Source organism: uncultured Veillonella sp. (assembly GCF_963543145.1).
Classification (GTDB): domain Bacteria; phylum Bacillota; class Negativicutes; order Veillonellales; family Veillonellaceae; genus Veillonella.
The window spans coordinates 20100-41597 of record NZ_CAUTZP010000016.1 but is presented as its reverse complement, the minus strand read 5'-3'; the positions used below and the strand labels follow the sequence as shown (position 1 = coordinate 41597).

At 40.8% G+C, this 21498-nt stretch carries 18 protein-coding genes and 1 tRNA gene; 17 read left to right on the top strand and 2 right to left on the bottom strand.

The genetic code is table 11. From position 1 onward, the window contains the following. Positions 1-10: 10 nt before the first annotated feature. From scpA to RWZ05_RS07495, 5 genes are all read left to right on the top strand, one after another. Positions 11-2200 (top strand): methylmalonyl-CoA mutase, encoded by a 2190-nt coding sequence (gene scpA, locus RWZ05_RS07515; protein ID WP_314643359.1) that lies wholly within the window; start codon positions 11-13, stop codon positions 2198-2200. Continuing rightward, on the top strand, positions 2193-3446 hold the full coding sequence (gene meaB, locus RWZ05_RS07510; RefSeq protein ID WP_314643357.1) for a methylmalonyl Co-A mutase-associated GTPase MeaB: 1254 nt from the start codon (positions 2193-2195) through the stop codon (positions 3444-3446). The genes scpA and meaB overlap by 8 nt, the downstream gene beginning before the upstream one ends. Before the next feature lie 285 nt (positions 3447-3731). Further along, positions 3732-4337 carry a MotA/TolQ/ExbB proton channel family protein gene (locus tag RWZ05_RS07505; RefSeq protein WP_314643355.1) on the top strand — a complete coding sequence of 202 codons (606 nt, stop codon included), beginning with the start codon at positions 3732-3734 and terminating at the stop codon, positions 4335-4337. Continuing rightward, entirely contained in the window at positions 4334-4738 is a 405-nt protein-coding gene (locus RWZ05_RS07500) for a biopolymer transporter ExbD (protein ID WP_009352440.1), read from the top strand. Before RWZ05_RS07505 ends, RWZ05_RS07500 begins: the two co-directional genes overlap by 4 nt. A gap of 4 nt (positions 4739-4742) precedes the next feature. After that, positions 4743-5588: a hypothetical protein gene (locus RWZ05_RS07495; RefSeq protein ID WP_314643353.1), complete on the top strand. Its 846-nt coding sequence runs from the start codon at positions 4743-4745 to the stop codon at positions 5586-5588. Between the two features lie 108 nt (positions 5589-5696). Here the strand turns inward: RWZ05_RS07495 and RWZ05_RS07490 are convergent, their stop codons facing one another. Further along, on the bottom strand, positions 5697-6107 hold the full coding sequence (locus RWZ05_RS07490; RefSeq protein ID WP_314643350.1) for a CAAX protease: 411 nt from the start codon (positions 6105-6107) through the stop codon (positions 5697-5699). A 332-nt stretch (positions 6108-6439) separates the two neighbouring features. Here RWZ05_RS07490 and purB point away from each other — a divergent pair, with 332 nt between their 5' ends. The 11 genes from purB (at position 6440) to RWZ05_RS07435 (ending at position 19735) form a co-directional block, all read left to right on the top strand. Further along, positions 6440-7735 (top strand): adenylosuccinate lyase, encoded by a 1296-nt coding sequence (purB, locus tag RWZ05_RS07485; RefSeq protein ID WP_314643348.1) that lies wholly within the window; start codon positions 6440-6442, stop codon positions 7733-7735. Positions 7736-7945: 210 nt separating this feature from the next. After that, entirely contained in the window at positions 7946-9094 is a 1149-nt protein-coding gene (locus RWZ05_RS07480; protein ID WP_314643346.1) for an MFS transporter, read from the top strand. Between the two features lie 226 nt (positions 9095-9320). Further along, positions 9321-9593, top strand: a complete 273-nt coding sequence (locus RWZ05_RS07475) for a helix-turn-helix domain-containing protein (RefSeq protein ID WP_004698285.1) — start codon at positions 9321-9323, stop codon at positions 9591-9593. Between the two features lie 74 nt (positions 9594-9667). After that, complete coding sequence (locus RWZ05_RS07470; RefSeq protein ID WP_314643345.1) at positions 9668-10951, top strand: adenylosuccinate synthase; 1284 nt, start codon at positions 9668-9670, stop codon at positions 10949-10951. 540 nt (positions 10952-11491) lie between these two features. Next, a complete protein-coding gene (locus RWZ05_RS07465) occupies positions 11492-11836 on the top strand; it encodes a metalloregulator ArsR/SmtB family transcription factor (protein WP_314643342.1) in 345 nt (114 codons plus the stop codon). Positions 11837-11838: 2 nt separating this feature from the next. After that, positions 11839-13281: a DNA polymerase IV gene (gene dinB, locus RWZ05_RS07460; protein WP_314643339.1), complete on the top strand. Its 1443-nt coding sequence runs from the start codon at positions 11839-11841 to the stop codon at positions 13279-13281. Between the two features lie 122 nt (positions 13282-13403). Then, positions 13404-13688, top strand: a complete 285-nt coding sequence (locus tag RWZ05_RS07455; RefSeq protein WP_314643337.1) for a hypothetical protein — start codon at positions 13404-13406, stop codon at positions 13686-13688. 285 nt (positions 13689-13973) lie between these two features. Continuing rightward, positions 13974-15437: a catalase gene (locus RWZ05_RS07450; protein WP_314643334.1), complete on the top strand. Its 1464-nt coding sequence runs from the start codon at positions 13974-13976 to the stop codon at positions 15435-15437. Positions 15438-15644: 207 nt separating this feature from the next. Next, positions 15645-16550: a 5'-nucleotidase, lipoprotein e(P4) family gene (locus tag RWZ05_RS07445; protein ID WP_314643331.1), complete on the top strand. Its 906-nt coding sequence runs from the start codon at positions 15645-15647 to the stop codon at positions 16548-16550. Positions 16551-16677: 127 nt separating this feature from the next. After that, positions 16678-16754, top strand: a tRNA-Arg gene (locus RWZ05_RS07440). A gap of 314 nt (positions 16755-17068) precedes the next feature. Continuing rightward, on the top strand, positions 17069-19735 hold the full coding sequence (locus RWZ05_RS07435) for a YadA-like family protein (RefSeq protein WP_314643330.1): 2667 nt from the start codon (positions 17069-17071) through the stop codon (positions 19733-19735). A 924-nt stretch (positions 19736-20659) separates the two neighbouring features. Here RWZ05_RS07435 and RWZ05_RS07430 read toward each other — a convergent pair. Then, positions 20660-20968, bottom strand: a complete 309-nt coding sequence (locus tag RWZ05_RS07430; RefSeq protein ID WP_314643328.1) for a carboxymuconolactone decarboxylase family protein — start codon at positions 20966-20968, stop codon at positions 20660-20662. A gap of 134 nt (positions 20969-21102) precedes the next feature. On the opposite strand from RWZ05_RS07430, the gene RWZ05_RS07425 reads away from it, so the two are divergent. Further along, entirely contained in the window at positions 21103-21465 is a 363-nt protein-coding gene (locus tag RWZ05_RS07425; RefSeq protein ID WP_314643326.1) for a MerR family transcriptional regulator, read from the top strand. Positions 21466-21498 lie beyond the last annotated feature (33 nt).

Here is a 21498-nt window from a genome sequence, read left to right as displayed (position 1 = left end):
ATGTGAGCTCATGTTTAAAAATCCAGACTTCTCCTCTCTTGGCTTGGGATCTCAGTCACCGACATCTCGCGATGCATGGCTTGCGGAACTTCAAAAAGAAACAGGAAAAAGCTTTGAAGATTTGTATAATACAACAATGGAGCAAATCCAAGTAAAACCTCTCTATACAGAGATGGATTATGAAGGGATGACACACCTTGACTATATGGCTGGTGTACCTCCATTCTTGCGTGGACCTTATTCCACAATGTACGTTACTCGTCCTTGGACAGTACGTCAGTACGCTGGTTTCTCCACTGCAGAAGAATCCAATGCGTTCTATCGTCGTAACTTGGCAGCGGGCCAAAAAGGTTTGTCTATCGCCTTTGACCTTGCTACTCACCGTGGTTATGACTCTGACCATGCTCGCGTAGTGGGCGACGTTGGTAAAGCAGGCGTTGCGGTAGACTCCATCCTGGACATGGAAATTCTATTCTCTGGTATTCCTCTTGACCAAATGTCCGTATCTATGACAATGAACGGCGCCGTATTGCCTGTTATGGCGTTCTACATCCTAGCAGGTGAAGAACAAGGCGTTGATAAAAAGGTTATGGCTGGTACAATCCAAAATGATATCTTGAAAGAATTCATGGTACGTAATACCTATATTTACCCTCCAGCTACGTCCATGCGTATCATCGGGGATATCTTTGCCTATACATCCCAGTACATGCCTAAGTTCAACAGTATCTCCATTTCTGGCTACCATATGCAAGAAGCGGGCGCTACTGCGGACATCGAATTAGGTTACACATTGGCTGACGGTCTCGAATACATCCGTACCGGTGTAAATGCAGGTCTTCACGTTGACCAATTCGCACCACGCTTATCTTTCTTCTGGGCTATCGGTAAAAACTACTTTATGGAAGTGGCAAAAATGCGTGCAGCTCGTATGTTGTGGGCTAAGATTATTAAGAGCTTCGGCTCTGAAAATCCTAAATCTATGGCACTTCGTACACATAGCCAAACATCTGGTTGGTCTTTGACTGAACAAGATCCATTTAATAACGTGGCTCGTACATGTATGGAAGCGATGGGCGCTGCGTTAGGTCATACTCAATCTCTACATACAAATGCGCTCGATGAAGCCATTGCATTGCCTACGGACTTCTCTGCTCGTATTGCTCGTAATACTCAACTTTACATTCAAGATGAAACTAAAGTATGTAAGGTTATCGACCCATGGGGCGGTTCCTACTATGTAGAAGCATTGACTGATGAATTGATTCGCCGCGCTTGGGGCCATATTCAAGAAATCGAATCCCTTGGTGGTATGGCGAAAGCGATTGACACAGGTCTTCCTAAGATGCGTATCGAAGAAGCTGCGGCTCGTCGCCAAGCTCGTATCGACTCTGGTCGTGAAGCAATCATCGGTATCAACAAATACCGTCTAGATAAAGAGGATCCATTGGATATCCTCGACGTAGATAATACGGCTGTACGGGAAGCGCAAATTCGTCGTCTCGAACAATTGCGTGCTAACCGTGACGAAGATAAGGTTCAATCCTGTCTCGAAGCGATTACAAATGCTACAGAGTCTGGGGAAGGCAACTTGCTTGCCCTTGCTCTTGAAGCCGCTCGTGCTCGTGCATCTTTAGGTGAAATTTCCTTTGCCGTTGAAAAAGTTTGTGGCCGTCATAAAGCGGTTATCCGCTCTATTTCTGGTGTATACTCTAGCGAATATGAAGATGACGATGTAATCAAGGAAGTTCGCCAAATGGCGGATGATTTCGAAGAACTTGAAGGTCGTCGCCCTCGTATCATGATTGCGAAGATGGGTCAAGACGGTCATGACCGCGGTGCCAAAGTTATCGCTACATCCTTCGCGGATATGGGCTTTGACGTAGATATCGGACCATTGTTCCAAACTCCAGAAGAAACAGCACAAGATGCGGTGGATAATGATGTTCACATCGTCGGCTTCAGTTCTCTTGCGGCAGGTCACAAAACATTGTTACCTCAACTTGTAGAAGAACTCAACAAGCGAGGTCGTGGAGATATTTTAGTTGCCATCGGCGGCGTAATCCCTGCTCAGGACTATGAGTTCCTACGCGAACATGGTGCAGTGGCTATCTTTGGGCCTGGTACAGTTTTGCCAGTAGCGGCGAAAAAATTACTAGAAACCTTGACTAGCCACGTTCAAGACGAAGACAATGACTGATAATAAACGGGCTACTCCGAATGAATTGCGCAATACACAGGATGCTACTTTTACCACTGGTGAAGGTAAGGCGCCAGAATTAGGTGTAAAAAACGCAAACGCCGAGGGTAGTACGTATCGTCCGGACTGGGTGCCAGAAGATGCTAAGAAAGATGATACCTTTGCGTGTCACGTGATGAAAGGCGTCAAGGAAATGCACGATGGCCTCTTGTCTAGTTCCGCTCATTTGGCTCCGGCGGTACGTCCCGTACAGCGGCGCAAGAAGTTAACTGTCGCTGATTATGTACGCGGTATCGAGCAGGGAGACCGCGTTATACTTTCACGGGCTATCACATTAGTAGAAAGTAATAATAAGGAACACTTTAAATTAGCTCAACAAGTATTACAAGCTATATTGCCTCGTACGGGCAAGGCTTTGCGCATCGGTATTACTGGTGTGCCTGGGGCCGGTAAAAGTACATTTATTGAAGCCTTTGGTAACATGCTCATTGAAGCTGGTTACAAGGTGGCCGTACTCGCTGTAGACCCTACAAGCCAAGTCACAAAAGGCAGTATTTTGGGCGATAAAACGCGGATGGAAACGTTGACGAAACATCCTGAAGCCTATATCCGTCCATCGCCGGCTGGTGGTACACTAGGCGGTGTGGCTCGTAAAAGTAGAGAAACGATGCTACTTTGTGAGGCTGCTGGGTATGATATTATCCTCGTCGAAACCGTTGGTGTAGGGCAAAGTGAAGTTACTGTGCGCTCCATGGTAGACTTCTTTATGCTCATCGTCTTAACTGGTGCAGGCGATGAATTGCAAGGCATCAAAAAAGGGGTTATGGAACTTGCTGATGCTATTGTGGTCAATAAGGCTGATGGGGACAATCTCAAACGTGCCCTCATTGCTCGTAGCGACTATGATCGAATGCTACATTACATTCGTCCCGCTACGGAAAAATGGAAGACCCAAGCTTACACATGTTCAGCCGTTACGAAGGATGGTCTCGACGAATTGTGGGATGTTATCCAAGAATTCGGTGAACAAGGCAAAGAAAATGGCGTATTCTTAAAACGCCGTCAAGAACAATCCCTCCGTTGGGTGCGCGATATGATTGACGAACACTTGCACAACCTATTCTTTAATAATGTAGTCATTCAAGGTCGCATGGGCGAGGTCGAGGCTGCAGTCTTAGACGGTGAAATGAGTGAATCGCAAGCCGTAGAAGAATTAATTGGCGTTTTCGACAAGTCCATTAAATAAGTAGATAGCTACATACCTATTTGATAAGCGGGCATAACGTATCTATTAAGACACTCCGATTAGCTATCATACTGATTTAGATATATACGTTATATCTATAAAAGGCATAGTATCAAATGTGCTATTGGCCAAGTGCCGTAGTACATGGATACTATGCTTTTTTATATAATTTTAATCCTTAGTTTATGTGGATTTTACGCCGCATATCTTGTTTTTTGATACGGTAAAACGTGGTATAATTAACCCTAATGGAGCCTAAAGGGTAGAAGGCTTTTGGAGGTTAGTATGAGTAGTATAGCGCATTTATTTGTAGCTGGTGGGTTTGTTATGTATCCACTAGTGATTTTTTTGCTTTTCGCTTTGATGATTGGTATTGAGCGTATCGTGTTATATCGCAAGTTTACTAAGGATTTGCGTCGTTTTAATAAGGTGTTAGAGAAGAATCAATCTTGGGTTATGTTACCAAGTGTTCTGGAACGCGACACAGAGGAACTTGGTTCTTTATTTGCTCGCGCTATGCGCAGTGCAAAGAACTATAATGGTCTAGAAAATCGATTGCAAGACGTAGTATCTTACGCGGATGAGCGTTTAAAACGCGGTCTTAGTTGGCTCAGCATGATTGTAACGATGGCGCCCCTATTAGGGCTATTGGGTACAGTGCTCGGTATGATTCGCGCTTTCGCTGTAGTAGGCGGCGATATTGGGGCACCTACAATCATTACAGGCGGTGTATCTGAAGCCTTAGTGGCAACGGCTACAGGCTTGACGGTAGCCATTATTGCTCTTGGCTTTCACAGTTACTGTGCGGCAAAGGTAAACGATTCTATTACTACATTAGAGTATGCGTGCGGCAATATCCTCGATGCGTACAACGAGGAACATGATATATGAGACGGCGCACATTAGGGGTTAAAAAAGAACCGACTATTATGATTATCCCCATGATCGATATCGTATTCTTCTTATTGGTATTTTTCATGGTTGGCACGTTGTACATGAATACAGAGCAACAAATACCACTAAATTTGCCATCTGCATCGACATCTACAGCAAAATCTATTGAGCCTATTACGATTACGCTCACCACAACGCATACGCTATATATTGACAATCAGGAAATTTCTTCCGACCGCTTGGCCGAAGAGGTACAATCCATCGTGAAACAAGCACCTCGACAAGCTTTTGTAATCCGCGCCTCTAAAGACGTGTATTACAGCGAGGTAATCGCCCTATTGGACATGCTCAAGGTGAACGGCGCTAAATATATTAGTGTCGCAACGGAACGGAAGTGATTCTATGTTTGAATCGCATTATTTGAAACCCTTTATTGTGTCCTTGGGAATCACAATTGTCCTCATCTCTGGGATGGGGCTTTCCTTGCGAGGCATGGCCGGAACTGGAGCTGCTCATGACCCGGCTGAAATTAGCTTTAATTTGCCTGACGATGGTGAAAGCGATACAGGGATTGAAACTGTTGAAACTGAACCGAAACCAGTGGAACAGCCTATGGAAACACCTCAAGATGTAACTCCACAAGGGGCAGCGCCTAAGGTGAATCCCTCGGTGGATGAGCGCAAGCAAGAGAATGAACGCACTAAAGAGTTAAGTGAAAGTACAACAGCATCTAATGTGCGCCGAGAATGGGTCGTTCCAAAGGCCATTGAATCGGAAACAAATAGCAGTGAACAAGCGGTAGTTACGCACGGTGCAGATTCTAAGGATGAAAAATCCTCTAAGAATAGTAAAGCGCCTATCGGTAAAGAGGTAACATCGGATCCGAATGCAACTGGAAATGGATTGCCTGAATCTAGTGACTTATCCTTCTTGTCTGATTTAGCATTGAGTCTATTGACCCCAGGGCAACAAGCGCTTTTACAAAAACCAGATATTAATCCTCATGAGTATTTGCGAACCGTACAAGAACAGGGGAGAGCATCTGTCGTAACAGGCAAGGTGGTAGTACGAGTTAACTTTGATGTTAACGGTAATGTTATCGTTGGCGAACATACACCACTGATTGTGGACGATGTACCAGACGCTGTACGAAACGAAGCACTGCGCATTATTAAAAGCAGTGGCTCCATCGTTAACCGACGAGGTGAACCTGTGTACTTAGCGGTTCCCGTTATTCTAGGACAATAAAGAGGCATATCTCATACAAATGTATGTAAGATATGCCTCTTTTAATGTTGTATTATTAGTTATTTGTAGCGTGTTATATATTGCTTCTAGCTTATTAGTTGTATAGTATTAGTCTTGATTTGTGAGCATTCCTTTTGTAGAGTTAAAGACTGCTAAGTATACGATAGCTCCGCCAATGAATAAGGTAACCTGCATAGGTGTACTGAATTGACCGGCGCGCCACAAAGCAAAGGCGTAGAAGAACATGGTGATGAGCATGATGAGGTACGCAATAATGACGCGTACGTTCGTGTGGACTGCCAATGATGTGGTGATGCGGGCCCGGTTCATCATGACATAAATCAAAGATACTAGGATATTTGCCGCAAATATGGAGAAGATAAAGTTATAATCAAGCTCCCCAAAGAGTACTACGGCCAAGCCAATAAAGCTAAGTCCAAAGAATAAGCGTAATATAGTACCTGCTGTATTAGATTCGTTGCGCTGTGCGCGGCGCTCTTTTCTATTTAAATTTGCCATGAAAGCCTCCCAGTAATGATATACAAGACCATGTATATTTCAGATAGTTCTAGTATATCATTTTATGCGGGTAAATACATAGAGACAGCATTAATATAAGTAAATTCTGATAGTTACTGTATCTGTTATAAATAATTGATTACCAATAAATAGGAAATCACCAACAAATACGAAATTACCAATAAATAGGAAATCACCGATAAACACGAACGATTAGTAAATTTAATATAATTATCATTCGGAAATTTATCGGTCTTTCGTTGAATGGAGCTTTCACATATGGTACAATTATTATATCAAAAATCTAGCTTTTATCATGCAAAGGAGACATCATGATACCACGTTATACACGAGAAGAAATGGGCCATATTTGGAGTGAGCGCAACGAGTTCGACACAATGTTATTGGTGGAGATCCTCGCATCTGAGGCGCAAGCTGAGTTAGGTGTTATCCCTAAAGAAGCGGCAAAAACAATTCGCGAAAAAGCCGATTTCGACGTTGAGCGCATTCATGAAATCGAAAAAGAAACAAATCACGATATCATTTCCTTCGTTACAGCCGTAGGCGAATACGTAGGTCCTGAAGCGGCTAAATATATCCATCTTGGCCTTACATCTACAGACGTTAAAGATACAGCACTTGGTTACATGATGAAACAAGCGTGTGACATCTTGATTGAAGACTTGAAACGCTTGCACGAAGTATTGCGTCGCCGCGCAGCTGAATTCAAGTACACACCTATGATTGGTCGTACCCACGGCATCCACGGCGAACCAACTACATTTGGCTTGAAATTGGCTTTATGGATGGCTGAAGTAGAACGCGATATCGAACGCATGGAGCATGCTCGTAAAAGCGTAGCTGTTGGTAAATTATCTGGCGCAGTTGGTACATACTCAAACATCGATCCATTTGTAGAACAATATGTATGTGAAAAATTAGATCTTGAACCTGTAAAAATCGCGACACAAGTCGTACAACGTGACCGTCACGCTGAATTGTTGTCCACTATCGCTGTTGTAGGCGGTACATTGGATAAAATTGCGTTGGAAATCCGTCATTTACAACGTACTGAAGTGCGCGAAGCAGAAGAATATTTCAGTCCTAAACAAAAGGGGTCCTCTGCAATGCCACATAAACGCAATCCTATTACATGTGAAAGAATCTGTGGTATGGCACGCTTGCTTCGTGGCTATGCTCAATCTGCTTACGAAGACCAAGCTTTGTGGCATGAACGCGATATTTCCCACAGCTCTGTGGAACGCGTCATCTTGCCAGATGCAACAATCGCGTTGAACTATATGCTTCATTTAACAATCCGTACTATTGATAAATTGTTAGTATATCCTGAAACAATGCTTAAAAACCTTAACCTAACAGGGGGCCTTGTATTTAGCCAAACAATTTTGACTCACCTTGTAGACAAAGGTGCAGTGCGTGACGAAGCATACCGTTGGGTTCAAAAATATGCTATGGAACGCTGGCTTGAAGGCAAAGATTTCGCTACAGGTCTTAAATCTGATGAAAATATCAAGAAATACATGACTGCTGAAGAAATCGATGCATGCTTCGATCCACATAAATTATTAAAACATGTAGATACAATCATGGCTCGCTTTGGCCTATAATTGTAGGGTGCTTCCCATATAACATATGAAAGACTAGGGTAGGTATAGACCAACAAGCCTATGGCATATGCATTAGGTGTTGGCTAGACCTACTCTTTTTATTTTGAAAGTAACTTGTTCTTTACATTGTTTTACAGACTATCAGGTGCTAGTCTCCTAGGGTGCATCTCTATATCTTAGGGAAAATTAGTTATCTTATTAGGAGGTTATATGAAACGTATGATACGAAAGTACGGACCGCCTATTTTTCATTGCATTAATGATTTCGGTCAAGGTTCGTTGGCCGCATTGATTCCATTCTTCATTGCTAATTTTGGCCTTAATTACTATCAATCGGCGACCATTATATTCTGTAACACCGTTGTTGCCTCTATTGCGCAGCCTGCGTTGGGCTATGTGGCCGACCGGTGGCGTGTACCTTGGTTCATTCCCGTAGGTTTTACGGTGACTCTCGTGTCTATTAGTGCTATGGCACTAGCTACGAGCTATGAAACGATTCTAGCTTTGTCTCTTTTGGCGGGCGTAGGGGCAGCACTATTCCATCCTGAGGCGGCGCTCCTTGTGAATCGTACACAATCTCATGAAATCGGCAACGCCATGGGCCGCTTTGCCGTGGGCGGTAGTGCGGGCTTTGCATTGGGTCCTCTCATCGCAGGTGGTGTCTACGTCTTTGGCGCTCATTTCCTTTGGGTGTTCACCGCTATTGCTTTGCTCGGTATATTGCTATATCTCTATGCCTTTACGGGCGAGGTTGATACGGCTAATGCTGGTGAAAGTAAAAGCTCTGCTGCATCTACTAATACGGGGACCAATGATTGGGCGAGCTTTGGTAAGCTATTCTTTGTCATCGCTTCACGATCTATATTGTTCTCCGTGTTATCGATCTTTATTCCTATCCTGTACATTACCGTTATTAACGGTGAAGCCAGCGCCTCTAGCTTGGCTCTAACCATGTACTTTGCAATGGGCGCAGTCCTAACCTATATGGGTGGGGCTTTGTCTGATAAATTAGGCTTCCTTAAAACGGTGCGGTTAGGTAATCTTATCTTCTTGCCATCCCTTTTAGTTTTTATCTTTGTACCAAATATATGGGGCTTTTTCGGTGCTATGATACCAATGGCCTTTGGCGTGTTTTCCCAATATGGACCAATCACCGTATTAGGTCAAAAATACCTCGCTAAAAACGCTGGCTTTGCATCCGGTGTAACATTAGGACTTGGTATTACCTTAGGCGGCCTTGTAGCGCCTTATATCGGACACTTGGCAGATATTTACGACGTACAAACCGCTTTGATGACGTTGATACCTGTAGGACTTATGGGGCTCCTAATGAGCCTATGGCTTAAGGAACCAAAATAGAATATTTTGATTAGATAAAATGTCAATATATGGGAGGTGACCATTGGTCACCTCCTATTTGTTTACTTTAATCAACCAGTTATCTATATTTATTATAGTAAGGTTTTGACTTTGTAGACCTCAAAATCTTTACTTAATTATATGTTTTAACATATAATTAAGTAAAGATTTCTTCTAATATTAACTGTTAAATATAAAAATGATTATATTGAGAGGTATACATAATATGGAAACGTTAGATCAATATTTAGAGAAACAATTAAAGAATCCGAAGTTTAAAAAAGAGTGGGATGCGTTAGATGATGAGTATCAAATTATACAGAATATTGTTGAGGCGCGATTAGCAGCACATATGACTCAAATGCAATTATCTGAGTTAACCGGTATTACACAATCCGATATTAGTAAAATTGAAAATGGAAATGGAAATCCATCTTTGAAAACATTGCAGAAAATAGCTCGTGCTTTTGGAAAGAAACTAAAGATTGAATTTGTATAAATACTTTCACAGAGTCCGAACATTGTTGTATAATGTTAGTGAATTATTTAGACTTTCACATGGAGGATATAGATATGGCAACAAGTATGGTTATCGGCACTCAATGGGGTGACGAAGGTAAAGGTAAGATCGTTGACTGGATCGCAGAACGTGCAGACGTTGTAGTGCGCAGTCAAGGTGGTAATAACGCAGGTCATACTGTTGTAGTAGATGACAAAGCATTTGCCCTTCGCTTATTACCAAGTGGTATCTTGTACGATAACAAGCAAAATATCGTTGGTACTGGTGTTGTAATCGACCCTAAAGTATTGTTGCAAGAAATTGAAGGCCTTGAAAAACAAGGTAAATCTGCAAAAACCCTTCACATTTCTGATCGTGCGCATGTTATTATGCCATATCATATCGCTCTTGATATGGCCGAAGAAGCATCCAAAGGGGACGCTAAAATCGGTACAACTAAAAATGGTATCGGTCCTTGCTATGCTGATAAAATTAATCGCATTGGCATCCGTATCTGCGATTTATATGATTTGGAAACATTCAAACAAAAATTAGCATACAATGTAGAATTCAAAAACAAAATGCTTACTAAGGTATACGATGCTGAACCTGTTAACTATGATGAAATCTTAGCGGATTACATCAAATATGCTGAAGCATTGAAACCATATGTAACAGATACTAATATTGCTGTTCTTAAAGCAGTTCAAGAGGATAAGAAGGTATTGTTCGAAGGTGCGCAAGCTACTATGCTTGACCTTGATCATGGTACATATCCATTCGTAACCTCCTCTCATCCAATTGCTGGTGGTGCTTCCACAGGAGCTGGCATTGGGCCTAACTACTTGAAAAATATCTTCGGCGTAGTAAAAGCGTATGCAACACGCGTTGGTGCAGGCCCATTCCCTACAGAGCTTCTTGATGAAACAGGGGATAACCTTCGCAAACTTGGTCATGAGTTCGGTACTGTAACTGGTCGCCCTCGCCGTTGCGGTTGGTTAGACCTTATGGTTGTAAAATACGCTGCAGGTCTTAACAGCTTGGATTACCTCGCTATCACACGTTTAGATATTCTTGATACCTTCAAAGAATTGAAAATCTGCGTAGGTTATAAATTGAATGGCAAAGACGTAGAAGGCTTCCCAGCTAATTTGAAAGATCTTGAAGCATGCGAAGCAGTATACGAAACATTGCCAGGTTGGGAAACTGATATCTCTGGTATCCGTAAATACGAAGATCTTCCTGAAAATGCTCGCAAATATGTAGAACGCATTGCAGAAGTAACAGGTGTACCTTTGGGTATCGTATCTGTTGGCCCTAACCGTAGCCAAACTATCGACTTAGTAAACGTATTCTAAGTTATTCTAATTTGATATAATACAAATGATTGCGTTCGATAGTGTCGATATAGCAGTATAATTTTTAAAATGGTACTGCTATGCAATCGATTTATAGAATTATACAGATAAGGCTCCTCTAAGAGGAGCCTTTTGTAATGAAAATCTTTAGGCTACAAAAAAAGTATAATACATCTAATCCTTTCGGTTGCTAATGTGGTGCGGTATATCGAAGTATGCTATAAGGTTATCGAAAATGTGTATATCGAAAATTCTATAGAAAAATATTGCATAAAATCTTTATATATACAATTTGATGTATAACCAAATAAATCTATGTTATAAAAATTTATTTAAAATATTCACAATATACAAACTGTGACTTGCTTAAATAAGTTTATAATGTGGTAAAAATTACTCATCTATATAAATTTTGTATTCATAATAAATTATTAAGATACAAATATAAAGAAAAAAATAGATTTACATTAAGAAATAGTATATAATAGAGTCAAGGAATTAGATTGACATTTTTTGATACAGATTTGAGGAGTTAAAGATATGGTTGAAGTTTCTTATGAACGTTTAGCTACGATTTTCAAGGCATTAAGCGATGAAACAAGATTACGCATCATCGATATGTTGTCTTGTAATGAATTATGTGCAGCTGATATTTTAGCTAGCTTCAATTTGTCCCAATCTACGTTGAGCTACCATATGAAAATCTTAATTGATGCAGGTGTAGTTAACTCTCAACGTAATGGCTTATGGACTCGTTATTCCATTAATGAAGCTACATTTGGCGATATTTTAGATATCATCCCTCAATTATATAAATCTAAGGATGAGTGTATTTGCGCGCAAATTAAATACTGCCGTATTTCTGAGCACGAAAAAGAAGCGTAACAATGAGACGATGGATTATGCATGTTGATATGGATGCATTTTTCGCGTCCATCGAACAACTGGATCATCCAGAATATAAAGGCCACCCCGTCATCGTGGGTGGTCTTTCTTCGCGTGGCGTTGTTGCTACCTGTTCCTATGAGGCGCGCAAATTTGGCGTTCATTCCGCTATGCCTATCTCGAGGGCTAAGAAACTCTGCCCAGATGGTATCTATGTGTATCCGCGGATGGACCGTTATAAAGAGGTATCCCATCAGATCTTTTCTATCATGAAGGAATTTACTCCTTATATTGAGCCTTTATCTATCGATGAAGCATTCCTTGAGGTGAGCGGTATGTCTACCATGTACAGTGGCCCTAAAGCCCTTGGCCACGCTATTAAAGACCGTGTATTTGAGGAAACGGGACTCATCATCTCTGCAGGTTTAGCGCCGAACAAATTCCTTGCCAAATTGGCGTCCGATTTAGATAAGCCAGATGGCCTTGTGGTCATACCTTATGGCCGTGAAAAAGAAATCTTAGCTCCATTGCCGATTAAACGCATTTGGGGTGTAGGGCCTCGTACGGAGAAAATCTTGAAAACAGGGGGCTTTCACTTGATACGTCATATTCAAGCCTTGCCTGATGAAAGCAGTTTAATTCCACTCGTGGGTAATCAGGCGCGCCGTATATGGGAACTGGCGAATGGCATTGACGATAGACCGGTGGAAACGGATCGCAAAATACAATCTATCGGAGCGGAGGAAACCTACGAAGAAGATTTAACAGATGGCAGTGCCATTGAACTAGAGTTTAGATACTTTGCGAACCGTCTGTCTAAACGGCTCCGAAAGCGCAATCTCTTAGGATACACTGTATCCATCAAGGTGCGCTATGATGATTTCACCACCATATCTCGTCAAAAGCGGTTAGATACGCCATCAGACCATGAGCATGTGTTCTTTGAAACTGCATTGCTCTTATGGAACAAGCTTATGCAGGACAAGACGAGTAATCAGCCTAAAGGTACAAAGAAAGATGTGGAAGCACTAGGGGCAACTACAAGGGTAAAGTCTACTAATTTTAAATATAGTAGTTTTAACAATAGTAGTTTTAATAGTAGCAGTTTCAACAATAGCAGTTCTAAGGTGACTACATTTATGGATCCCCCAGGGCCTATACGACTCTTAGGGCTTACCGTGAGTGGCCTCGACGAAGAGGTACCGATGCAGGATAGCCTTTTTGAATCTCCTCATAATGAAACGGAAAATAAGCTAGCTGGTGTATTGGATTCCTTAGAGTCTAAGTTCGGTGAGACTGCTGTTATGAGTGGGGCGCTGTGGCAACGCTTTCACGGAGACAATGGAAGGCGTCGAAAACGATCAGAACTCAAGTCTGCAGTCGATGCTAGTGGAGATGCACCGTCTAATACGGCAGATGATAAATCCCCCGATGAGGACGCATAAACTACTGAAAGAAGGAACCTAAAAAATTGTGATGAACTCATATTGAATACTTTCGCTAATATAATTATTCATGTTACAATATGGGTGTAGTGTTAATAAATTACCGCAAGAGAGGTATAGATATGAGTTTATTTCGTGTAGCCATCCATTATGGCATCAACAGCAACGGTTTCTTGTCCTATGACACAGAAACAAGAACAGTGTCCGTAGAATTACCTGAACAAGAGTGGGCTGACAAGGTTATGGCTTACTTGAATGAGGAACATGCCATCGAGCATGCTACAGGTCTTGATACATATGAACGATTAAATGTAAAACCATTAGAATCTTTGGACAACTTAAAATTAGCTTTAACACGCATGTGGGAAGCTATCGACGTACAAGTCGACTGGAGCCGTCCAGCATAAATTGAATGAAAACACCTTGTGACCTACAAATAGTAGGGAGAAGGTGTTTTTTTGTTTGCCTTCTCATTTGATCTGTGTAAATGATACAGTGTATACAATATTTAGTTAGTTTTAAGATTGTTAAAGTTATAAATGTGTGTTATACTAAATAAGATATAATGGATAATGATTAGTTATTGATAATTATCTTCCAATAATCGTTATTTTCATTAAGGTAAGATGAAGTATTGAATTATGTAAAGGCAATCATTATTAATTTTATTTTTCTAAGTAGGAGTATATAACATGAGTGATGAAAAAAAACTAACAACAGCCTTTGGTGCTCCTGTACCGGATAATCGCAATTCTGAAACAGCAGGCAAACGCGGTCCTGTATTGATGCAAGATGTTTGGTTGATGGAGAAATTAGGCCATTTTGCCCGTGAAGTAATTCCTGAACGCCGCATGCATGCTAAAGGCTCTGGTGCGTTTGGTACTTTCACAGTAACGAATGATATTACTAAATATACGAAAGCAAAAATTTTCTCTGAAGTAGGCAAGCAAACACCATTATTTGTACGTTTCTCCACAGTTGCTGGCGAACGTGGTGCGGCTGATGCAGAGCGCGATATTCGTGGTTTTGCTGTAAAATTCTATACAGAAGAAGGTAACTGGGACCTCGTAGGTAATAACACACCTGTATTCTTTATCCGCGATCCATTGCAATTCCCTGATTTGAATCGCGCTGTAAAACGCAATCCGAAAACAAACCTTCGCGATGCGACAGCAAACTGGGACTTCTGGTCTAGCTTGCCAGAGGCGATTCACCAAGTAACAATCGTTATGAGTGACCGTGGTATTCCTAAATCCTACCGCACAATGCATGGTTTCGGCAGTCATACATACAGTCTCATCAACGAAAACGATGAACGCGTATGGGTTAAATTCCACTGGGTTTGCCAACAACCGATAGAAAACCTCTCCAATGCTGAGGCTGCTGAGCTTGTAGCTAATGACCGTGAAAGCCATCAACGTGATCTCTTTGATGCTATCGAACGCGGTGATTTCCCTAAATGGAAATTATGCATCCAAGTGATGACAGAAGAACAAGCTAATAATATGCCATACAATCCATTTGACTTAACAAAAGTATGGTACCACGATGAATTCCCATTGATTGAAGTAGGTGTAATGGAGCTTAATCGCAATCCAGAAAACTACTTCCAAGATGTAGAACAAGCTGCATTCGCACCTTCTACAATCATTCCTGGCATATCTTTCTCTCCTGACAGAATGTTGCAAGGTCGTTTGTTCTCCTATGCCGATGCACAACGTTATCGTCTAGGTGCTAACTACCATCAAATTCCTGTTAATGCCCCTAAATGCCCTGTAAACAGCTATCATCGTGATGGCCAAGGCCGTGTAGATGGTAACCATGGCTCCACTATTGGCTATGCACCTAATAGCTTTGGTGAATGGGCTGAACAACCTCAATTCAAAAATCCTGGCCTAGACATATCTGGTGCAGCATACCAATACGACTTCTATGAAGACGATTCTGACTTCTACACACAACCAGGTAAGTTGTTCCGCCTCATGAGCCCTGAACAACAACAAATCCTGTTCGAAAACACAGCAGCAGCTATGGATGGCGTACCTGATTTCATTAAAGAACGCCATGCAAAACATTGCTACCAATGCGATCCAGCTTATGGAGAAGGCCTTGCTAAAGCTTTGGGTATGAATATCGACTTTAGCGATGTAAAATAAGTAAAATATCCTATAAACTAACATAACTAAACCTCTCTAAAGGGCCTTTGCTCATCACATCTAGATTGAGAAGTATCAAAGATGTGTGGCAAGGGTCCTTTTGTTGTGTTACTAATATACAAATTAAAAAAGGTTTTTTGTATAACTATGTAGAATTACATTGTGTATTGTATTTTTACAGAGAGCAAATGTGGTTAGGAGGCAATTATGAAACGTAGTAGTTTGGCATGGTATGTAGCGGTGGCCTGCCTTAGTGGTAGCCTTTGCGTGGGTCCTGTAGTACAGGCGGATTCTCCGATGACGGCAAAAGTAAGTAACGTAGTTCCTACTACTGTTACAACTCAGGTGCAACCGGCTCAGGCTGAGCAGACAGCACTTAAGGAAAAACAGCAGTACCAAGCTGACACAGAGACGATGGGGCTGTTATGGATGCGAACCTCTGCTGAGTACAGAGCACTGGCCTATCAGGGCTATAATGTGGCGCTGAATATTGTTAAAATGGCGGTTATAGATCCATCTCATCAGAGAAAGCCATTAGCTATCGTTCTTGATGCAGATGAAACAGTAGTAGACAATACAAAACTGATGGGTGAAAGCATCGCTAATGGCAATGGTCGATTCGATGCTCCTTGGTGGCGAGCAGCAGTCCATACAGGCGAATCTCGTGCTATGCCAGGTGCCGTTGAGTTCTTAAATGAAGTACATAAACAAGGGGTAGAAATTTTCTACGTATCAAACCGTTACGCCCCAGTAAACCTTGACGTAACGATACAGAACTTTAAAGAATTAGGCTTCCCATCCGTTGATAAAGACCATGTACTACTGTTCGAAAAAGACTCTGATAAACAACCTCGATTTGATATGATTGCTAAAAAATATGCTGTCGTTCTATATATGGGCGATAACGCTGGTGATTTCCCAATCGGCACAAAAGGCAAGACACTAGCTGAAAGAAATAGCATCATTGATGCTCATAAAGAAGACTTTGGTACTACCTTTGTGGTATTCCCAAACCCTGCTTATGGATCCTGGGTAAGTGTATTAGCTAAAGGCTACCAAAACCTAAGCCCAGAAGAACAAAAACAAGTAAATAACCAATACCTACAACAATAAGTTCGTAGGGGATGACTATCATAATGAGTCAATAAATAATGATGACTGCGCGGGTTAATAACGAAACTCTAAGCCATAAAGACGTCTTGCGTATACTTTATTAAAAACGATATAATAAAGTATACATGCGTCTATAGCTCAGTAGGATAGAGCAGCAGTTTCCTAAACTGCGTGTCACTGGTTCGATTCCGGTTAGGCGCACCAGTATAAATGCAATAGGCATAAGGCTTTTGAGGGCCTTATGCCTTTTTTGTGGTTATAAAAACATTGGTATTATGCCTGTAAAAAGCAGGTTGTTAGCATTATGTTTAGTGTTTTGTATGTCTATAAAGGACGCTAATACTTAATAGGGAATTCTTGCAATTTGTAAGTGGTCGAATTATAATATAAAGGTAATATTCATATTTTATTCATGTTGAAGCATGAATGGAGAGGTACAATACGATTCAGGTTAGATTAGATAACTCTGAATTTTTTTTGAGTGTATTATTTGTGTTGTCTTAAAAGGGGTAAAACACATGAAAAAAGAATTACTGTTAACAGCTATGATCATTGGGAGCGTAACCACCACAGGGTTTGCAGCATCCAATTTAGATATTAGCGCTACAACTGCTGCACCGCTAAGCATGCAGAATTCTATTGCTTATGGCGGGAATAATAAAATTGAGAACGGTGTTGGATCTCCTGTAGAAAACATATTGCTAGGTGGCGATAAGAATACCATTCGATCTTCTGCTTCTAATAGTATCACTTCTGGTATTAATAATACTGTATCTGGGCCTGGTAGTATCGTAGCAGGCTGGTATAATCAATCCTCTGCTACTCACAGCTTGGTAGTAGGTACTAGCAATACTGTTGGTGGTACTAATAATGTCGTAGGCGGCTTTGGCCATACTAATAATGACAATGCGATTAATTCCTTATTAGTTGGTACGCGCAACAGTATTGATGGACAGAACTCTGTAGCTTTGGGCATGAATAATACCATTAAAGGCAATAATGCTTTAGTAGGCGGTACTGGTGCAAAGGTTCAAGGTAATAATGCTATCGCTTTTGGTGACAGTGCTAAAGCAACATACGATGATGCGTATGCGATTGGTCGTAAAGCAGAAGCAACTGCTCAAAATACAGTTGCTATTGGTAATAATGCAAAGGCTAATAACGCAATGGGAACTGCGATTGGCTATAATGCAAAGGCAAAAAATGACTATGCTACCGCAGTAGGTTATATGAATACTGCATCTGGTAATCAAAGTTCTGCTTTGGGATATGAAAATGAAGCAGCTGGTCATAACGCATCTGCATTAGGTTCTAACAATACTACTAGTGCTGATTATAGTAATGCTATTGGTTATAAAAATACGGCTTCAAATTCACAAGCTACAGCAGTTGGTGTTCAAAATACAGCTTCTGGTGATTCAGCTTTTGCAGCTGGCACCTTATCTAGTGCAACTAAAAAAGACTCCGTAGCTATTGGTCATACTGCTAATGCAACTGGTGAATACACTGTGGCTATTGGTTCTAATGCAAGTGCAGCTAATTATGACTCTATCGCAATTGGTAAAAATGCAAATGCATCCAAGGCTGGTACAGTTGTGATTGGCAGAAATGCTACTAGTAACTCTGAACTATCCCTTGCAGTAGGCACTGATACAGAATCTGTTTGGGGTGGTACAGCCGTTGGTGTATTAGCTAAAGCGACTGGCACTCAATCCACTGCTTTAGGTAATGGAGCTAACGCAACAAGCGTGTATGCTACTGCCGTAGGTGTAGGTGCTAAAGCGACTGGTATTTCCGCTACAGCTGTTGGTATTTCTAAAGCAACAGGAAACCATTCTATTGCGGTAGGTTATGCAGCAGAATCTGCTGGAAAACAATCTATTGCTGTTGGGGCTAATGCAACAGCTACCCTTGATAATTCTGTAGCTCTTGGTAACAATGCAAAAACAAATGATGTAGTTGGTACAACTTCTATTGCAATTAATGGCGAAACACATACTTTTGCTGGCGATACTCCAGTGGGTACTGTATCTGTTGGTGATACTGGTAAAGAAAGAACTATTACCAACGTAGCAGCTGGTCGCATCGATGCAACTTCTACCGATGCTATTAATGGTTCCCAATTAAATGCGGTTATTAATTCTTTGAACTTCCCTACCGTAGTTGATGGTGATAACACAACAGTGTCTGAATCTGTTAATATTAATGGCGGCAAAGAATTTAAAGTTGATGTTAATAAAAATTTAACAAATATGAACTCTGCTGTATTTAAAGATGATTCTACCAATAGTAGTCACTTTAACCCAATAGTATATACCCCTACAACATCAGTTTTGGATAAAAGAGGCGAAACCAAAATTGATGGCTCTGTAATTCAATTACATGGGTTAAAAGAAAAGACCGGCGGCTATGACCAATTAACAACCTTAACTGGTTCTAATTTAACCTTTGTTAGAGAAGGTGATTATCAAGCAAAATTTAATATTGATGGTATGGATATTGTACAAAAAGATAGAGGTGCCCTTTTAACATATGGTAGATTAATGGTCAACGGTTATGAAGATGACGATGATACTAAAACATATCGTGAATTAGAGTTCTCTACAACAAAAGTAGATGTTGGTGGTCAACAAATTCATGGTGTTACTGCTGGTACAGAAGACACTGATGCTATCAATGTATCTCAATTGAAAGAAGTTAAACAGCTTACTGTCGATAATAAAAAAGCTATCGAAAATCATGAGGGTCGTATCGGTGATTTAGAAAATAAAGTTATTGACGTTGGTCATGATACTTTGAATCAAGCTAATAACTACACTGACTCTCAAGTAGCTAAGGTGGGTGCAGCTTCTGCAGCACTAGCTGGCTTGCATCCATTAGATTTCGATAAACATGACAAATGGTCTTATTCAGTTGGCTTTGGTAACTATAAAAATGCTAGTGCCGCGGCCTTAGGCGCGTTCTATCGTCCTAATAAAAACACAATGTTTAATGCTGCCACTACTGTTGGTAACGGCCGTAATACAATCAGCTTAGGTGCTAATTTCAAATTTGGTAAAAGCTCTGAAGAGGTAACTACTGAAGAGGCTACACAACTTAAGAAAGATATGAAAGACTTATCTGAAAAATATAATGAATTAGCCCAAAAATATAATGAATTGGCAGCTAAATTAGAATCTAAATAATACAATCGGGGCTGTAACAAAACAGCCCCTTAAATTTAAAAGCTCTGAGTTGATTATAGAAATCAACTCGGAGCTTTTGTATTTCTAAGCAAAAAGGACCCCGAAGGGCCCTTTTCATTGGTATAATTAAATTATGAAGAAAAACCATACCAATGAACCTAATTATACCAAACTAGTCATGCCCCGCCAACTAGTTTTACCATTGGATTATGGCATTCTGATAAAAGAGACAGCCCCTTTCTAATATTAAATATGAGTATAGTACTTTTATGATAGGTGTTCTTTTTTGATATGAAAGTACCGGGCTTTTATTATAAGTTATTCTTAATAATGATATAATTAAGATACATATTAAGACACATATTAAAGCATATATTGAGACACATATTAAAGCATATATTAAGATGCATATTAAGTCATATATTAAGATACGTATTGCATACAAGTAGCAGTATATAGTGGAGAGTATATATGAGTTTTTCCAATTGGATTCAAGAAAAATTATTCGACAATTACGAAGAATGGCGTATGAAGAGCCCCGATTATAATCGGAATGGTTAAGCCGTTATGAGCGTTATTATTAGCATGATTCTTTATGCTATCTTGCGTAAACGACTTGGATCGTAAATTGACAGTCTCTAGAATTCAGACTATACTATAAGTACAAAAGAGCCAGTTGACGTGTTCTAGGCGTTAGGCTCATCAAAGAATGTTGGATTTGATAAACCTAACGTGTCTAAGTATTGCAGTACTTAGTTTCAAACGTTAGGTTTATCTTATTATATAATCAAATAATTGATTATTTCTTAAGAATTAACACTACGAGGGTAGCGAATAAAAGGGAGACTCCATCAAGAGTCTCCCTTTGTTAGTTATAAATAGACTAATATTTATTAATAGATTTTTATTGCTGTCGTTCCTTAATTACAGTATGTTTCGTTCTTCAAAGACCGCTTTCACTGTAAACAGTGCATTCAGTACGCGTGGAAATCCCGCATAGGGGATGCAGTGCGTACAGACCTCTACGATTTGCTCGGGCGCGATACCGACGTTGAGTGCCGCATTGGTGTGTACTTTCAGCTGTGCCTCGCAACCGCCTAGCGTTAAAAGGGATGCGAGCGTAATCAGTTCCCGTTCCTTGAAATCCAGGTTGGGGCGCGTGTAGATGTCGCCGAACAGCTCGACCAATAAATCGGCTATGGCCGGTGAAATCTTTTGAATTGTGTTATACACCTCCTCGCCGTGCAGCCATCAATTTGTTTCAATGTGTTCATACCGATGTTAAAACGTGTTTCTTTCATAATTATTACCTCCGTCTAGACGTATGATATATGCTCGAGTATACTTGAGGTCAAGGTGGTGAAAGCATGAAAATCGGTGAATTTTCAAAATTGGTAGGGCTGTCTATTTCTACATTGCGATATTATGAGGATCAAGGGTTCCTTCACATCGAGCGACAGAACGGCATTCGCAATTACCATGCGGAAGATGTGGGTTTTGTGCAGTTTATTAAACGCTTGAAAGACATGGGAATGCCGCTTGCGAATATCAAGCGATATGCGGATTTAAGGTATGCCGGATCTCATACGGCCCGTGAAAGAATGACACTGTTGCAAGAACACTATCGATTTATTGAGGCCGAAATTAAACGATTGGAAGGCTATAAGAATAATCTAGAAGATAAGTTAGAGTTGTATGAAACTTTGATAAAGAAAAATGAGATTGATTAGTTTTTTTGTAGATATTATATAGTCCTTCTATCA

Coding starts and splice junctions, on each gene's coding strand:
- RWZ05_RS07470 (WP_314643345.1), top strand. CDS start 9,668: ATGGCAACAAGTATGGTTATCGGCACTCAATGGGGTGACGAAGGTAAA.
- RWZ05_RS07475 (WP_004698285.1), top strand. CDS start 9,321: ATGGAAACGTTAGATCAATATTTAGAGAAACAATTAAAGAATCCGAAG.
- RWZ05_RS07500 (WP_009352440.1), top strand. CDS start 4,334: ATGAGACGGCGCACATTAGGGGTTAAAAAAGAACCGACTATTATGATT.
- RWZ05_RS07465 (WP_314643342.1), top strand. CDS start 11,492: ATGGTTGAAGTTTCTTATGAACGTTTAGCTACGATTTTCAAGGCATTA.
- RWZ05_RS07495 (WP_314643353.1), top strand. CDS start 4,743: ATGTTTGAATCGCATTATTTGAAACCCTTTATTGTGTCCTTGGGAATC.
- RWZ05_RS07450 (WP_314643334.1), top strand. CDS start 13,974: ATGAGTGATGAAAAAAAACTAACAACAGCCTTTGGTGCTCCTGTACCG.
- RWZ05_RS07435 (WP_314643330.1), top strand. CDS start 17,069: ATGAAAAAAGAATTACTGTTAACAGCTATGATCATTGGGAGCGTAACC.
- purB (WP_314643348.1), top strand. CDS start 6,440: ATGATACCACGTTATACACGAGAAGAAATGGGCCATATTTGGAGTGAG.
- RWZ05_RS07425 (WP_314643326.1), top strand. CDS start 21,103: ATGAAAATCGGTGAATTTTCAAAATTGGTAGGGCTGTCTATTTCTACA.
- dinB (WP_314643339.1), top strand. CDS start 11,839: ATGAGACGATGGATTATGCATGTTGATATGGATGCATTTTTCGCGTCC.
- scpA (WP_314643359.1), top strand. CDS start 11: ATGTTTAAAAATCCAGACTTCTCCTCTCTTGGCTTGGGATCTCAGTCA.
- RWZ05_RS07480 (WP_314643346.1), top strand. CDS start 7,946: ATGAAACGTATGATACGAAAGTACGGACCGCCTATTTTTCATTGCATT.
- RWZ05_RS07505 (WP_314643355.1), top strand. CDS start 3,732: ATGAGTAGTATAGCGCATTTATTTGTAGCTGGTGGGTTTGTTATGTAT.
- meaB (WP_314643357.1), top strand. CDS start 2,193: ATGACTGATAATAAACGGGCTACTCCGAATGAATTGCGCAATACACAG.
- RWZ05_RS07455 (WP_314643337.1), top strand. CDS start 13,404: ATGAGTTTATTTCGTGTAGCCATCCATTATGGCATCAACAGCAACGGT.
- RWZ05_RS07490 (WP_314643350.1), bottom strand. CDS start 6,107: ATGGCAAATTTAAATAGAAAAGAGCGCCGCGCACAGCGCAACGAATCT.
- RWZ05_RS07445 (WP_314643331.1), top strand. CDS start 15,645: ATGAAACGTAGTAGTTTGGCATGGTATGTAGCGGTGGCCTGCCTTAGT.